Here is a 15,021-nt window from a genome sequence, read left to right as displayed (position 1 = left end):
CACCCCGCCTTCGACAGATCTCCGCCGCTGTTGGCAGGTGTCGACCTTGGTCGACACCGTTCATCCACGCTATGCGTGGATGAACGTCAAATCGATCGGTACGGGCTTTTGTAGAGTCGAGCCGCGCCCCATGACCTGCGGGCGCCGATGATTTGAACGCATCGCCATGCGCGTGGAGCCGGCCGCTCGGCTCTGGAGAGGCTCCGCGCTCGACTGCTCTTTGCGTGGATACCGAGACGATAGGGTCAGGCGCCGGTGGCGACCGGGCGGCTGCTGTCGCTGACCCAGCCGCTCCAGGAGTCGGCATAGATGCGCGCGCCGCTCAGGCCTGCGCTTTCCATCGCCAGCAGCAGGTGGCAGGCAGTCACGCCGGAGCCACACATCAGCACCACCTGCTCTGGATCGCGGTTGCCGATCACGCCCTGCAGTTCGGCGCGCAGCTCCTGTGCGTCGCGCAGTCGGCCATCGAGCACGTTCAACGCGAACGGCCGGTTGACCGCGCCCGGCACGTGGCCGGCCACCGGGTCCAGCGGTTCCACCTCGCCGCGGAAACGCTCGCCGGCGCGCGCGTCCACCAGCCAGCCCGGGGCATGCTTCAGCCGCGCGGTGATTTCATCGGCATTGGCGATCTGCGTGGTGTCGAAACGGCCCGGATAGGCGGACAGCGCCGGCACCGTTTCCTGGCCGGTCGCCAGCGGATGGCCGGCCGCCTGCCAGGCGGCAATGCCGCCGTCGAGCACGGCGACCTTGCTGTGCCCGATCAGGCGCAACAGCCACCACAGCCGCGAGGCGGCCATGCTGCCGTCGCTGCCGTCGTAGACCACCACCTGGGTATCAGGACCGATGCCCCACTGCCCCAGCGTTGCGGAAAAGGCGTCGCTGTCCGGCAGTGGGTGGCGACCATGGCCGACGCGCGACAGATCGGACAGGTCACGATTCAGATCGGCATACACCGCACCCGGGATATGACCTGCCAGATACTGGCTGCTTCCCGCCTGCGGGTCGGCCAGCGAGGAGCGCGCATCCACAACGCGCACCGCGGTGCTGGCGGTGGCGCGCGCGTCCACCACCCGGATGCCCTCGCCCAACGCGGCGGCCAGGGTGGCGACATCGACCAGGGTGGTCCATGGCGGATCGATCGGGTTCATTGCACTTGCTCCAGGCGGCGACGCAGGTTGTAGAGAATGGCCGCGGTCGCTCCCCAGATGCGCTGGCCGGGCCAGCCGTATTCGAGGACGTGGCGGATGCGGCCGCGATGGTTGATTTCGACCTGGCGCAGGTTGTCGGCGGCCATGAGGTAGTCCAGCGGCACCTCGAACACCTCGGCCACTTCGCTGGGCTGCGGTACCGGCACGAAGTCCGGATCAACCACCGCCACCACCGGGGTGACCCGGTAGCCGGTGATCGTCACGAAGGGATCGAGATACCCCAGCGCCTGCACCTGGCCAGGCGCCAGTGCGATTTCTTCCTGGCTCTCGCGCAGGGCAGCCGCCAGCGCGTCGCGGTCATCGGGTTCCGTGCGGCCACCAGGGAAGCCAACCTGGCCACCATGGGTGCGCAGCGTCTCGGTGCGACGGGTGAGGATCACCTGCGCGCCATTGGCGCGTGGCACGATGCCGGCCAGCACCGCCGCTTCCACCGGTGGTCCCGGTGGCAGCAGGTCGATCAGCTCACTGCGGTTCCAGCCATCGCCGGCCGGTGGAACGGCCAACGGATGCAGCGCGCGCATCAGGCGCTCGTGGTCGGCCAGCGAGCCGCGCAGTGACTGCTGAAGCTGCGCGCGCAGCGGTTGCACGCGATGCAGGATGCCACTGCGTTCGTCGTTGCTCATCGACGACCACCGTGCGATTTCATCGATATGCCGCCCGCAGCCGGTGCACTGCCGGTGCGGATCCAGCGTGCACACTCCGATGCAGGGACTTGCGACAACACGCGCCGTTTCTTCCATTGTTTGCACCCAGCAACAGTAGCGCGATTGGGCGTGATTTGCGCGGGTGGCCGAGACGGACGGTAGAGTCGACTGTCAGTCGACTCGCGCGCGAAGCGCGGGCGTTTCCCCGATGTGCCCCAAGAGCAGTCGACTGACAGTCGACTCCAACGTCAGGGACTGCGCAAACAAAAACGCGCCGGTGGGATCACCGGCGCGTTTCGTCTACGGCTTCGATTTACTTGACGCTGACCAGCTTGATCTCGAACTGCACAGCCACGTTCGGCGGGAACGGGGTGCGCGGGTCGGCACCGTAGGCCTGGTCCGGCGGCAGGGTGACTTCCCACTTCGAGCCTGCCGGCATCTGCAGCAGGGTCTCGCGCATGGCCTTCATTTCGACTTCGCTGACCTTGATCGACGGGATCTGCTGGGCCGGGCGGGCTTCGGTCGGGCGCTGGCCGTACGGGAACGGACCGGCCACTTCCAGCTGCACGGTGCTGGCCTGGGTCGGCTTGGCACCCTTGCCGGCTTCGATCACGCGGTACTGGACGCCGCTCGGCAGCGACTGCACGCCGGCCTTGGCCTTGTTCGCCGCGATGAACTGATCGCTCTTGGTCTTGTTTTCGGCAGCAGCCTTTTCGTACTCGGCCTTGGCAGCCTGGGCACGGCCCTGCTCGCGCTTCTGGAACGCTTCAACGGCCGGCTTCAGCTGCTCGGCGGTGATCGCCGGCTGCTTCTTGGCGTAGGCGTCCTGCAGGCCCTTCACCACCGAGTTGATGTCCAGCTGCTCACCACGACCGGTCAGCTCCGCCAGGTTGTTGCCGTAGTCGTAACCGAAGTAGTAGCTCAGCTTGCCCTTTTCGGACGAAACGTCCTGGGCGAAGGCATTGCCCGTCAGGGCCAGGGCCGCGACGGCGACCGCGATAGAACGCAACTTCATCAAACAGTTCTCCAGGGGTGGTAACTCAGGGACGTTCTGCGCCGCCCTGAGGCGACGGGTTAGGATAACGGGCGCAACGTGTAACCGCTACTCACGATGCAGGCTATGACCCGTCTGCGTTTGCAGAGTTCAATATCACTTTTTTTTAACGTTCCAGGAGTCTCCCCGTGGCCGATGCCCTGATCGCTGTCGCCGACGACGGCGCCATCCGCACCGTGACCGTCCAGCGCCCGGACAAGCTCAACGCCCTCAATGCCGCGACCCTGCAGGCCCTGGCCGAGGCCTTCAGCGCCGCCGCCGCAGACCCTGAGGTGCGCGTGGTAGTGCTGACCGGTGCCGGTCCGAAGGCCTTCGTGGCCGGCGCCGACATCGCGGAGATGAACACACTCAGCGCGGTTCAGGGACGTGATTTCTCGCTGCTGGGCCAGGCCCTGATGCGCCAGATCGAACGCATGCCCATGCCGGTCATCGCCCGCGTGAACGGTTTTGCCTTGGGCGGCGGGCTGGAGCTGGCCATGGCCTGCCACCTGCGCATCGCCGCCGATACCGCCAAGGTCGGCCAACCGGAGATCAACCTCGGCCTGATTCCCGGCTTTGGTGGCAGCCAGCGCCTGCTGCGCCTGTGCGGCCGCGCCGCCACCCTGGAGCTGTGCCTGCTGGGCGCACCGATCAACGCGGCGCGTGCCCTGGAACTGGGCATCGTCAACGAGGTGGTGCCGGCCGACGCGCTGGACAATCGCGTGAATGACATCGCCCGCCAGCTGGCACGATCGGCGCCGCTGGCCCTGCGCGGCCTGCTCGATGCGGTGCACGTGGGCGGCGAATGCAGCCTGGAGGCCGGGCTGGAATACGAAAGCGCGCAGTTCGGCCTGCTGTTCGCCACCGAGGACATGCGCGAGGGCACCAGCGCCTTCCTGCAGCGCCGCGCGCCGGCCTTCCAGAACCGCTGACGCCATGGCATCCCGACCCAACCCCGCGCAGCTGTTCGCCCGGGTCCAGGCAGACGATCTTGACGGCGCCCTGCAGGCCGGCCTGATGGACTATGCCGTCCGCGCCGGCGACGCGCAGCTGCTGCCCGGCCACCCGGAACTTCCGCAGCGGTTGCAGCAGGCCCAGCAGCAGCTTCAGACCGCCTGGGCGGCCCGCGAACGCTACCGCGCCCGTGCGGTGCGGCTGGCCCGCCGGGAAGCCGAACGCGACGCACGGCGCACGCCGGCCCCGGCGCCGGACGTGAAACCTGCCCTGCCCGCCGCGGCGGCCGCCATCCTCGCCCGGGCCAAGGCCCGCGCCAGCGGCAAGGAGCAGTAATGGCCACCACGAAGAAGACTGCGCGCGCCCCGGCGCGGCGTGGCGGCACGATGCCGCGCGCCGACGTGGTGGAGATGTTCACCCGCCTGCGCGAACTCAATCCGCACCCGAAGACCGAACTGGAATACAGCTCGCCGTTCGAGCTGCTGGTGGCGGTGGCGTTGTCGGCGCAGGCCACCGATGTCGGCGTCAACAAGGCCACGCGCCGCCTGTTCCCGGTGGCCAATACGCCGGCGAAGATCCTCGCGCTTGGCGAGGATGGGCTGAAGCAGTACATCGCCACCATCGGCCTGTTCAACGCCAAGGCCAAGAACGTGATCGCCACCTGCGCGGTCCTGCTGGAAAAACATGGCGGTGAAGTGCCACGCGATCGCGACGCACTGGAAGCGTTGCCGGGCGTCGGCCGCAAGACCGCCAACGTGGTGCTCAACACCGCGTTTGGTGAGCCGGTGATGGCGGTCGACACGCATATCTTCCGCGTCTCCAACCGTACCGGGCTGGCCCCCGGAAAGAACGTGCGCGAAGTGGAAGACAAGCTGGTGAAGGTGATTCCCGCCGAGTTCCTGCTCGACGCGCATCACTGGCTGATCCTGCACGGGCGTTATGTGTGCAAGGCGCGCAAGCCGGATTGCCCGGGCTGCGTCATCGCCGATCTGTGCCGGTTCAAGGAAAAGACCACGGCCGAGACGTGACGCAGTCTCTGTTGTGAACAGACGAAGACGGCGGGCACAAGGCCCGCCGTCTGTATCTCAGGACAAGCGTGCTTCAGGAGATCAGAACGACAGGTCGCCCCAGACGCCGAATTCCTTGGTCTTGTCGTTCTTCTTGTCGCCGGCGTTGGCCAGGTGGGTGTACTTGTACACGGTCGACAGCTTGAGGTTCTTCATGACCGGGAATTCGACGCCGACGTTCCAGTACTTGTCGCTCAGGGTCGGGTCCAGGGTCTTGCTGACGTCGGTGTCATCGTAACGACCGAACACGTTGATGCCACCGTCGGTCACGCGCACGCTGCCCCACACCGACCAGCCGCTGGTCTTGTCGGTGGCAACGGTCAGCACGTTGTTGAGGTTCTTGGCCTGGAAGTACTCGCCACCGACGCGGAAGTTGCTGTCGGCGTAGGCCACCATCGCGTTGGCGCGGGTATAGGTGTTCTCGGCGCTCTGGATGTCGGTTTCCTTGCCCAGCTTGCCGCTGTAGCCGCCGACGGCCACCACGAAGTTCTCGTTCGGGGTGTAGGCGACGCGGCCTTCCACGTCCATGCCCTTGCTGCGGGTCGGGTTCTTGTAGCCGGCGCCGGACACGACCGACACGGCGTAGTTGAAGTTGTTGCCCAAGTTGCCGAAGCCATGCAGGCCCCAGTCGGACGAGTTGCCGTACTTCAGGCGATCGGTCAGGGTGTTCTCGACATAGCGCATGCCGTAGAACTTCTCGACGTATGGGATCCACGGCATGTCGGCGGCACCGACGCGCAGGTTGAAGGCCGGGTCGAAGCTGCCCTGCACGTAGGCCTTCTTGACGAACAGTTCGGTGTTGCCGATGGCCGAGCTGTACTGGAAGTCGGTGGTCAGGTTCGCCGACCAGATGTCGTTGAACTTGTGGTCGACGGTCAGGTAGAAGCGCTTCACGTCCAGACCGGTGCCGCTGGCAGCGGTGTCCTTGCCGTTGCTGGTCTTGTCGATGTTGGTCAGGTCGAAGAACATGCGACCGCCGATCTTGTTGTCATTGACCAGCTTGGCCAGCTTGTCGACGCTGGTCTGGGTCTTCTGTGCACCTTCCAGCGCCTGCGCCTGGGTGATGTTCACTTCGGACTGCGCGTCGGACTGCGCCTGCAGTGCCTGCGAATCGTTCTGCAACTGCTGGACCTGAGCCTGCAGCGCGGCGATCTGTGCCTGCAGCTGCTGCAGCTGTGCCTGGGATACGCCCGAGCTGGCGGGGGCTGCGAAGGCGTCGGCGGAAACCAGACCGAGGCTTGCAACGACCGCGGCGGCGAGCAAATGGGAACGCATTTTGGATCTCTCCAGAGGGTTGGAATGGCTTGGGCAGAACGCCACGCCGGCAGGCCGGTCAAGCGTTTTGCGAACGTTCCGTTAAAACCATGACAGTCGAATGACAAACTGCGCACCAGACACAGGTTTCTTCGTGCGGTCATGCGGACGACGCATTTGCGCCGGCAGCTGTGTCAAGGCCTTGCGGCACATGGCGTGATGTATCCGCTTCAAGGTGCAGCGCGGCGCCGTGCGGCCACGTGCCGGCGATGACATCGCTGCCGGATGCGCATTACCCGTATGCACGCGCATCGGCGCTGAGGCTTCGACCACGACATAGCGAGGGTGGCGGTGCGCTTGCCTGCGCACGTGGAGCGCGCGCGAAACCTTCACGGGCTCCGCCGCAACGGCTGCGGGCAACGCTGTAACGGTTGCGTCATACAACGGTCCCTGCGCTGTCATCGAACCGTTATGGAATGTGCGCCGGGCGGGTAACCCCGCATCCCAATCAACCCAGGAGCCACCCCGTGATCCACGCCTTCAAGTCGCGCGTTGCCGTTGCCGTCTTCGCAGCGTCGTCCGTGTTCGCCGCCAACGCCGCTGAAATCACCGGCGCGGGCGCCTCGTTCATCTACCCGGTGATGTCGAAGTGGTCGGTCGACTACAACGCCGCCACCAGCAACAAGGTCAACTACCAGTCGATCGGCTCCGGCGGTGGTATCGCCCAGATCAAGGCCAAGACTGTTGATTTCGGCTCCTCCGACGCCCCGCTGAAGCCGGAAGAACTGGCCGCTTCGGGCCTGGCCCAGTTCCCGTCGGTGATCGGCGGCGTGGTGCCGGTGGTCAACGTGGCCGGCATCGCCCCGGGCGCGCTGAAGCTGGACGGCACCGTGCTGGCCAACATCTTCCTGGGCAAGATCAAGACCTGGAACGACCCGGCCATCGCCGCGCTGAACCCGGGCGTGACCCTGCCGAGCGCCAAGATCACCGTCGTGCACCGTTCGGACGGTTCGGGCACCACCTTCAACTTCGTCAACTACCTGTCCAAGGTCAGCCCGGAGTGGAAGAGCTCGGTCGGTGAAGGCACCTCCGTCCAGTGGCCGGCCGGCATCGGCGGCAAGGGCAACGAAGGCGTTGCCGCTTACGTGAAGCAGATCAAGGGCGGCATCGGCTACGTCGAACTGTCCTACGCGCTGCAGAACAAGCTGTCGTACACCGCGATGAAGAATGCCGCCGGCAAGTTCGTGCAGCCGAGCGACGCTTCGTTCGCCGCGGCCGCCGCCAGCGCCGACTGGGCCAGCGCCAAGGACTTCTACCTGGTGATGACCAACGCCCCGGGCGCCGAGTCCTGGCCGATCACCGCCACCAACTTCATCCTGGTGCACAAGAAGCCGAAGAACGCCGCCAACGGCAAGGCCACCCAGGAGTTCTTCCGCTGGGTCTACAAGAGCGGCGACGCCCAGGCCCGCCAGCTGGACTACGTGCCGCTGCCGGACAGCCTGGTCCGCCAGATCGAGACCTACTGGTCGCAGAACCTGAAGTAAGCGTTCCCCCGCAGGAACGGGGTCGGCGGGTCCTCTCTCCCCCGCCGATCCCACCCGGGCGCGAGATCCTCGAGATCTCGCGCTCTTTTTTTTGAGGCTGGTCGTGAAGAGCGTTTTGCGCCTTCGCAGTTCCATGGGGAGTCGGTGGGGTCATGGAAGGCAGGAGCAAAGGCAGGAGCGCTTGTAGAGCCGAGCCCACGCTCTGCTGCTTTTGGCTTGGCCTCGCGCGCGCTGCCGGGCGTTGGCTCGGTTCCAGCTTGCACCTGTCGTCACATCGGTGCGCAGATCCGGCGTCTCCGGGGCCCTGCCAGGGCCCGGCCAACCCCGTGAAACCCTTGTCAGAACGTGATCCAGGACACCTCTGTCATGGTCGTAATACGGCTGTAACAAAAACATCATTTCATAGCCGCATCCGCCGACCACGTCGGCTCTTCCCCGCTATGGAGTGACCATGAAACTGCACTCGGCCGGCCTTGCCGCCCTTTCCCTGGCCATCGCCCTGGGCCTGTCGGCCTGCGGTGGCGACAAGCAGGCCGCGCAGCAGCCGGCTGCCGACGGTGCCGCCGCTCCGGCCGCCGCCGGTGCCAAGGTGACCGCCGAAGTGTCCGGCGCCGGCGCGTCCTTCATCTTCCCACTGGTCTCCAAGTGGTCGGCTGACTACAACACCAGCACCGGCGCCAAGATCAACTACCAGTCGATCGGCTCCGGCGGCGGCATCGCCCAGATCAAGGCCGGCACCGTCGATTTCGGTTCGTCCGACAAGCCGCTGAGCAGCGAAGAGCTGGCCCAGGCCGGCCTGGCGCAGTTCCCGTCCGCCATCGGCGGCGTGGTGCCGGTGGTCAACATCGAAGGCCTGGACGCCGGCAAGCTGCGCCTCAGCGGCGCCCTGCTGGCCGACATCTTCCTGGGCAAGGTCAAGACCTGGAACGACCCGGCCATCGTCGCCGCCAACCCGGGCGTGAAGCTGCCGGACGGCAAGATCACCCTGGTCCACCGTTCGGACGGTTCGGGCACCACCTTCAACTTCTCCAACTACCTGTCCAAGGTCAGCCCGGAGTGGAAGAGCAAGGTCGGCGAAGGCACTTCGGTGCAGTGGCCGGACGGCGTCGGTGGCAAGGGCAATGAAGGCGTCGCTTCGTACGTGAAGCAGATCAAGGGTTCGATCGGCTACGTCGAACTGGCTTACGCGCTGCAGAACGGCATGCCGTATACCGCCATGCAGAACGCAGCCGGCAACTGGGTCGAGCCCAGTGCGGAAACCTTCGCCGCTGCAGCCGCCAGCGCCGACTGGGCCAGCGCCAAGGATTTCAACCTGGTCATCACCAACGCCCCGGGCGAGCAGGCGTGGCCGATCACCGCCACCAACTTCATGCTGATGCAGAAGCAGCCAAAGGACGCCAAGCGCAACCAGGACACCCTGGCCTTCTTCAAGTGGGCCTTCGAGAACGGCCAGGCCCAGGCCAACGAGCTGCACTACGTGCCGCTGCCGGCCGAACTGGTCAAGCAGATCGAGGCCTACTGGGCGACCGACCTGAAGTGATGGACACGACGGTGCCCGCCCCGCGCGGGCACCGCTTCTTCCACGCCGTGCCGCCCCGCCCCTTCCTGGCCCTGCCGTCCCCATGAATGCCATCGCCCAGCCTGTAGCCGCCCCGTCCACGCGTGATGCGCGTGATGCCCGCAACGACAAACTGTTCCGATGGGTGCTGGTCGGCACCGTCATCTTCGTCCTGATCGCCCTGGCCTGCGCCGCGCTGTCGATGCTGTGGGGCGGCCGCCATGCCCTGCAGATGCAGGGCCTGAGCTTCTTCTTCTCCGCCGACTGGAATCCGGTCGAAAACAAGTTCGGTGCCCTCGCCCCGATCTACGGCACCCTGGTTACCGCGCTGATCGCGATGGTCATCGCCGTGCCGGTCAGCTTCGGCATCGCCTTCTTCCTCACCGAAGTCGCGCCGCGCTGGCTGCGCGGCCCGGTCGGTACCGCCATCGAACTGCTGGCCGGCATCCCCTCGATCATCTACGGCATGTGGGGCCTGTTCGTGCTGGTGCCGGTGATGACCGAGTACGTCACCCCGTTCCTCAACGAAACCCTGGGCGAATGGCCGGTCATCGGCCCGATGTTCCAGGGCCCGCCGCTGGGCATCGGCATGCTCACCGCCGGTTTCGTGCTGGCCATCATGGTCATTCCGTTCATCTCCTCGGTGATGCGCGAAGTGTTCCTGACCGTGCCGACCCGCCTGAAGGAATCGGCCTATGCGCTGGGTTCCACCAAGTGGGAAGTGAGCTGGGACATCGTGCTGCCCTACACCCGCTCGGCGGTGATCGGCGGAATCTTCCTCGGCCTCGGCCGCGCCTTGGGCGAGACGATGGCGGTGGCCTTCGTGATCGGCAACAGCGTGCGCCTGTCGCCGTCGCTGCTGGAACCGGGCACCACCATCGCCGCGCTGATCGCCAACGATTTCGGCGAAGCCACTGAAACCTACCGCTCGGCCCTGCTGCTGCTCGGCTTCGTCCTGTTCATCGTCACCTTCGTGGTGCTGGCCATCGCCCGCCTGATGCTGATGCGCCTGTCCCGCAAGGAGGGCAACTGATGTCCACTACCGCTGATTCGCTGTACCTGCGCCGTCGCATCGGCAACGTCGTTGCGATCACCGCCTCCTGTGCCACTGCCCTGTTCGGCCTGTTCTTCCTGGGCTGGATCCTGTTCACCCTGGCCTCGAAGGGCCTGGCCGGCATCAACGGGGATCTGTTCACCAAGATGACGCCGCCGCCGATGCAGGAAGGCGGCCTGGCCAACGCCTTCTTCGGCAGCGCTGTGATGTGCGCGCTGGCGATCGGCATCGGCACTCCGCTGGGCGTGCTGGCCGGCACCTGGCTGGCCGAGTACGGCAACGCCCGCAAGGCCGGCACCGTGGTCCGCTTCGTCAACGACATCCTGCTGTCGGCGCCGTCCATCGTGCTGGGCCTGTTCGTCTACACCCTGTACGTGATGCAGACCGGCGGCAACTTCTCGGCGTTCGCCGGTGCGCTGTCGCTGGCCTTCATCGTGCTGCCAGTGGTGGTGCGCACCACCGACGAGATGCTGCGCCTGGTGCCCTCGCAGATGCGCGAAGCGGCCCTGTCGCTGGGCATCCCGCAGTGGAAGGTGATCGTGCAGGTGCTGTACCGCAGTGCCTCGGCCGGCATCATCACCGGCATCCTGCTGGCGCTGGCCCGCATCTCCGGCGAGACCGCCCCGCTGCTGTTCACCGCTTTCGGCAACCAGTACTGGAACAACAACATCTTCCAGCCGATGGCCTCGGTGCCGGTGGTGATGAACCAGTTCGCCGGCAGCCCGTATGAATCCTGGCAGGTGCTGGCCTGGGCCGGTGCCCTGGTGCTGACTGTCTTCGTGTTGCTGGTCAGCCTTGCCGCCCGCGGCATCCTGCTGCGCAACCGTATCTCCCATGACTGACCTTTCCGTGGATAACGCCATGAGTGACCTTTCCAACGCCGTGCCGATGCAGCGCATCGCCGTGCCGTCCTCGCACGAGAGCCTGCACACGCCGTCGCCGGTGAAGCTGGCTGCGCGTGGACTGGACTTCTACTACGACAAGTTCCACGCCCTGAAGGGCATCAACCTGGAGATCCCGGAAAAGCGCGTGACCGCGCTGATCGGTCCCTCCGGCTGCGGCAAGTCGACCCTGCTGCGCATCTTCAACCGCATCTATGCGCTGTACCCGAAGCTGGAAGCGCGCGGTGAAGTGCTGCTGGACGGCGAGAACATCCTGTCGCCGAAGTACCCGATGAACCGCCTGCGCAGCAAGGTCGGCATGGTGTTCCAGAAGCCGGTGCCGTTCCCGATGACCATCTTCGAGAACGTGGCCTACGGCATCCGCCACCACGAGAAGCTGAGCAAGGCCGACATGGCCGACCGCGTCGAGCAGGCGCTGCGCCAGGGCGCGCTGTGGGATGAAGTGAAGGACAAGCTGGGGCAGAGCGCACTGGGCTTGTCCGGTGGCCAGCAGCAGCGCCTGTGCATCGCCCGCGCCGTGGCCCTGCGCCCGTCGGTGCTGCTGCTGGACGAGCCGACCTCGGCGCTGGACCCGATCTCGACCAGCCGCATCGAGCAGCTGGTGGAAGAGCTGAAGCACGAGTACACCATCGTCATCGTCACCCACAACATGCAGCAGGCCGCGCGCGTGTCCGACTACACCGCCTTCATGTACCTGGGCGACCTGATCGAGCACGACCGCACCGAAGTGATCTTCTCGCAGCCGTCGCAGCGGCAGACCGAGGACTACATCACCGGTCGCTTCGGCTGATCGACGCGGTTCCTTCGCCCTATGTCCCAGCCAGGCATGGCCTGGCTCTACCCGGATTGCACACCATGAATCTTCCCAACGACCACATCGTCAAGAGCTACGACGAAGAGCAGCAGCGCCTGGTGGCCGAAATCGTGCGCATGGGCGAGATGGCCGTCGCCCAGCTCGAAGCGGCGATGGACGTGATCGAGAAGCGCGACGAGAACGCTGCCCATCGCATCATCGCCAACGATGAAGCCATCGACGCGCTGGAACAGCAGATCAGCCACGACGTGATGCGTCTGGCGCTGCGTGGGCCGATGGCGCGTGACCTGCGCGAGATCCTTGCCGGCCTGCGCATCCCCGCCGACATCGAGCGCATCGGCGACTACGCCGCCAACGTGGCCAAGCGTTCGATCGCACTGGGCAAGGTGCCGCCGCTGCCGCAGATCCAGGGCCTGCGTGCGCTCGGCCGCCTGGCCGCACAGCAGGTGCGCCGCGCCATCGCCGCCTACCGCGACAACGACGCCGATGCCGCGCTGGAACTGCGCGAGGACGACGCCCGCCTGGACGCGCAGTACACCGCGCTGTTCCGCGAGCTGCTGACCTACATGATGGAAGACCCGCGCAACATCACCCCGTGCACCCACCTGCTGTTCATGGCCAAGAACCTGGAGCGCGTGGGCGACCACGCCACCAACATCGCCGAGAACGTGTGGTTCCTGGTGCACGGCGAGCAGCCGCTGCCGCCGCGTGAGAAGCGCGACGAGACCTCCAGCACCGGGCAGATCTGACGCTGCACCGCAACAACGGAGTCGGGTCCAAGGTGGCCGCTGTCCTGGTGACAGCGGCCTTCTTTTTTGCGGTATTCCCCCGCATTGTGGGCGCAGGGCTTGCCCGGTGCGGACCTTCCGGATGCTTCTGTAACAAACCTCACGAAAATTTGAGTTCTTGGCGAGGATTCGTTGAGTAGGATCGCTGCACCATCGTTTCCACCGGCACCCCTGCCGGCCACCCGGGCACCCGCCCACACCACCCAGGAGCACGACCGATGAGCAGTTCCAACAAGACCCTGTCCCTGCTGACTGCTACCGCCCTGGCCGCCGGCCTGGGCATGACCGCCAGTGCTTCGGCCCTGAGCATGAGCGACCTCGCCCAGGGCTATCTGGTGGCCGGACAGGCAGCCAAGGCGAGCACCGACGCCAAGGCCGCCGATACCAGGATGGCTGCGGACGCCACCAAGCACGCCGAAGGGAAGTGTGGCGCCGATGGCAAGACCGCCGAAGGCAAGTGCGGTGCCGACAAGGGCAAGGCGGCCGGCGCAGCGGCCGGTGCCAAGGCCAAGACCGGCGACAAGAAGGCCGCCGAAGGCAAGTGCGGCGAAGGCAAGTGCGGTGCCAAGCACTGACGTCCACGCCAGCGTCGTCAACCTGCGGTCGCCGCTTCGCGCGGCGGCCGCCGGATTGGGGCTGCGCAGGGCGCTGCTGCAGGATCTGCGTGATGCACCGGCAGGCGATTTCGATTTCCTCGAATGCGCACCGGAGAACTGGATCCATGTCGGCGGACCCGCCGGTGACGCACTGGCCGAGCTGGCACAGCGCCATCCGCTGAACTGCCACGGCCTGTCCCTGTCGCTGGGCGGGAGTGCGCCGCTGGATACCCGCCTGCTGGAGCAGGTCGGCCAGTTCCTGGAAAGGCATCGCGTACCGCTGTACAGCGAACACCTGAGCTACTGCAGCGACGACGGTCACCTGTACGACCTGCTGCCGATTCCGTTCACCGATGAAGCAGTGCGCCACACCGCCGCACGCATCCGTCAGGTGCAGGAGCTGCTGGGCCGCCGCGTCGCGGTGGAGAACGTGTCCTACTACCTGGCGCCGGTGCCGGCGATGGACGAGCTGGCCTTCACCAACGCCGTGCTTGCCGAAGCCGACTGCGACCTGCTGCTGGACGTCAACAACGTCTACGTCAATGCCTGCAACCATGGTTACGACGCGGACGCGTTCATCGCCGGCCTGCCCGCGGAGCGCATCGTCTGCCTGCACGTGGCCGGGCACCTGGATGAAGCGCCGGACCTGAAGATCGATACCCATGGAAGCGCGGTGATCGACCCGGTCTGGGACCTGCTGGCGCGTACCTACGCGCGCATCGGTCCACGCCCCACCCTGCTCGAACGCGATTTCAATTTCCCGCCCTACGCCGAACTGCGCGGCGAACTGCAGACCATCCGTCGCCTGCAGGCCGTGCACGCGGAAGCTGCATATGGCTGATGCCCCCGCCACGCTGCGTGCGCAGCAGCACGCGTTCACCGCTCACCTGCGCGATCCGCAGGGCGTACCACCACCGGCCGGTCTGGAGCCACGCCGGGTGGCGGTGTACCAACGGCTGCTGTTCGACAACCTGCTCGGCCTGTTGAGCAACGGCTTCCCGGTCTGCGTGCGCCTGCTCGGCGAACCGGCCTGGAGCACACTGGTCCGCCGCTACTTCGCCACGCACCGCTGCCAGACACCGTTGTTCACCGAACTGGCTGTTGAATTCGTGCAGTGGCTGCAGACCCAGCCGCAGCTGCCACACCCGGCGCTGGCCGAGCTGGCCCACTACGAGTGGGTGGAAACCGCGCTGTACCAGCTGGACGCCGAACCTCTGCCGGCGCCGGGGGACATCGACCCGTTGCGGGCACCGCTGCAACGTTCGCCATTGGCCTGGCCACTGCTCTACCAATGGCCCGTGCACCGCCTCGGCGCCGAGGACGCCCCCGACACGATGCCACCCGAGCCAACCGGCCTGCTGGTGCGCCGCGAGGCCGACGGCGAGGTGCGATTTGCCGCGCTCAGCCCGCTGGCGGTGTACCTGCTGTCCCGCATCGGCGAACAGCCTGGCCTGGATGGACGCACCCATCTGCAGCAGTTGGCCGCCGCGCATGGTCTGGCCGAGGACACGCTGGCCGAACCCGGTGCCGCGTTGCTGCAGCAGTTCCTGCGGGCCGGCGTGATCGGCCGTTCGACCACACCTGCCTGACACTCCCTTCCCCCCC

The 15,021-nt window shown here is 66.3% G+C and carries 16 protein-coding genes; 12 read left to right on the top strand and 4 right to left on the bottom strand.

The window, feature by feature from the left end:
- Positions 1–245: 245 nt before the first annotated feature.
- The 3 genes from QP512_RS06930 to QP512_RS06920 form a co-directional block, all read right to left on the bottom strand.
- Entirely contained in the window at positions 246–1,148 is a 903-nt protein-coding gene (locus tag QP512_RS06930) for a sulfurtransferase (protein WP_286071475.1), read from the bottom strand.
- Positions 1,145–1,948: a CoA pyrophosphatase gene (locus QP512_RS06925; protein WP_286071474.1), complete on the bottom strand. Its 804-nt coding sequence runs from the start codon at positions 1,946–1,948 to the stop codon at positions 1,145–1,147. The genes QP512_RS06930 and QP512_RS06925 overlap by 4 nt, the downstream gene beginning before the upstream one ends.
- Before the next feature lie 217 nt (positions 1,949–2,165).
- A complete protein-coding gene (locus tag QP512_RS06920; RefSeq protein ID WP_005408797.1) occupies positions 2,166–2,867 on the bottom strand; it encodes an FKBP-type peptidyl-prolyl cis-trans isomerase N-terminal domain-containing protein in 702 nt (233 codons plus the stop codon).
- A gap of 167 nt (positions 2,868–3,034) precedes the next feature.
- Here QP512_RS06920 and QP512_RS06915 point away from each other — a divergent pair, with 167 nt between their 5' ends.
- From QP512_RS06915 to nth, 3 genes are read left to right on the top strand one after another with little or no spacing between them, the layout of a single operon-like run.
- Entirely contained in the window at positions 3,035–3,817 is a 783-nt protein-coding gene (locus QP512_RS06915; protein WP_286071473.1) for an enoyl-CoA hydratase-related protein, read from the top strand.
- A 4-nt stretch (positions 3,818–3,821) separates the two neighbouring features.
- A complete protein-coding gene (locus QP512_RS06910; RefSeq protein WP_286071472.1) occupies positions 3,822–4,175 on the top strand; it encodes a hypothetical protein in 354 nt (117 codons plus the stop codon).
- Positions 4,175–4,867: an endonuclease III gene (gene nth, locus QP512_RS06905; RefSeq protein WP_286071471.1), complete on the top strand. Its 693-nt coding sequence runs from the start codon at positions 4,175–4,177 to the stop codon at positions 4,865–4,867. The genes QP512_RS06910 and nth overlap by 1 nt, the downstream gene beginning before the upstream one ends.
- A gap of 81 nt (positions 4,868–4,948) precedes the next feature.
- Here nth and QP512_RS06900 read toward each other — a convergent pair whose 3' ends face one another.
- A complete protein-coding gene (locus QP512_RS06900) occupies positions 4,949–6,181 on the bottom strand; it encodes a porin (RefSeq protein ID WP_014036551.1) in 1,233 nt (410 codons plus the stop codon).
- Positions 6,182–6,687: 506 nt separating this feature from the next.
- Here QP512_RS06900 and pstS (QP512_RS06895) point away from each other — a divergent pair.
- From pstS (QP512_RS06895) to QP512_RS06855, 9 genes are all read left to right on the top strand, one after another.
- The gene (gene pstS, locus QP512_RS06895; protein ID WP_286071470.1) at positions 6,688–7,704 is read left to right on the top strand and encodes a phosphate ABC transporter substrate-binding protein PstS; all 1,017 of its coding nucleotides are present in this window, start codon (positions 6,688–6,690) and stop codon (positions 7,702–7,704) included.
- A 451-nt stretch (positions 7,705–8,155) separates the two neighbouring features.
- Positions 8,156–9,244 (top strand): phosphate ABC transporter substrate-binding protein PstS, encoded by a 1,089-nt coding sequence (gene pstS / locus QP512_RS06890; protein WP_286071469.1) that lies wholly within the window; start codon positions 8,156–8,158, stop codon positions 9,242–9,244.
- A gap of 82 nt (positions 9,245–9,326) precedes the next feature.
- On the top strand, positions 9,327–10,295 hold the full coding sequence (gene pstC / locus QP512_RS06885; protein WP_111112559.1) for a phosphate ABC transporter permease subunit PstC: 969 nt from the start codon (positions 9,327–9,329) through the stop codon (positions 10,293–10,295).
- On the top strand, positions 10,295–11,158 hold the full coding sequence (gene pstA / locus QP512_RS06880) for a phosphate ABC transporter permease PstA (protein ID WP_286071468.1): 864 nt from the start codon (positions 10,295–10,297) through the stop codon (positions 11,156–11,158). Before pstC ends, pstA begins: the two co-directional genes overlap by 1 nt.
- Before the next feature lie 19 nt (positions 11,159–11,177).
- Positions 11,178–12,008, top strand: a complete 831-nt coding sequence (gene pstB, locus QP512_RS06875) for a phosphate ABC transporter ATP-binding protein PstB (protein ID WP_286071467.1) — start codon at positions 11,178–11,180, stop codon at positions 12,006–12,008.
- Between the two features lie 65 nt (positions 12,009–12,073).
- Positions 12,074–12,781, top strand: a complete 708-nt coding sequence (phoU, locus tag QP512_RS06870; RefSeq protein WP_049444209.1) for a phosphate signaling complex protein PhoU — start codon at positions 12,074–12,076, stop codon at positions 12,779–12,781.
- A 257-nt stretch (positions 12,782–13,038) separates the two neighbouring features.
- The gene (locus QP512_RS06865; protein WP_286071466.1) at positions 13,039–13,395 is read left to right on the top strand and encodes a hypothetical protein; all 357 of its coding nucleotides are present in this window, start codon (positions 13,039–13,041) and stop codon (positions 13,393–13,395) included.
- Positions 13,382–14,257, top strand: coding sequence for a DUF692 domain-containing protein (locus QP512_RS06860; RefSeq protein ID WP_286071465.1), 876 nt, complete (start codon positions 13,382–13,384; stop codon positions 14,255–14,257). The genes QP512_RS06865 and QP512_RS06860 overlap by 14 nt, the downstream gene beginning before the upstream one ends.
- Positions 14,250–15,005 carry a putative DNA-binding domain-containing protein gene (locus QP512_RS06855; protein WP_286071464.1) on the top strand — a complete coding sequence of 252 codons (756 nt, stop codon included), beginning with the start codon at positions 14,250–14,252 and terminating at the stop codon, positions 15,003–15,005. The genes QP512_RS06860 and QP512_RS06855 overlap by 8 nt, the downstream gene beginning before the upstream one ends.
- Positions 15,006–15,021: the final 16 nt, after the last annotated feature.

It is taken from the genome of Stenotrophomonas sp. 57, from assembly GCF_030291075.1.
GTDB lineage: Bacteria > Pseudomonadota > Gammaproteobacteria > Xanthomonadales > Xanthomonadaceae > Stenotrophomonas.
This window is presented reverse-complemented; position numbering and strand designations above follow the sequence as displayed.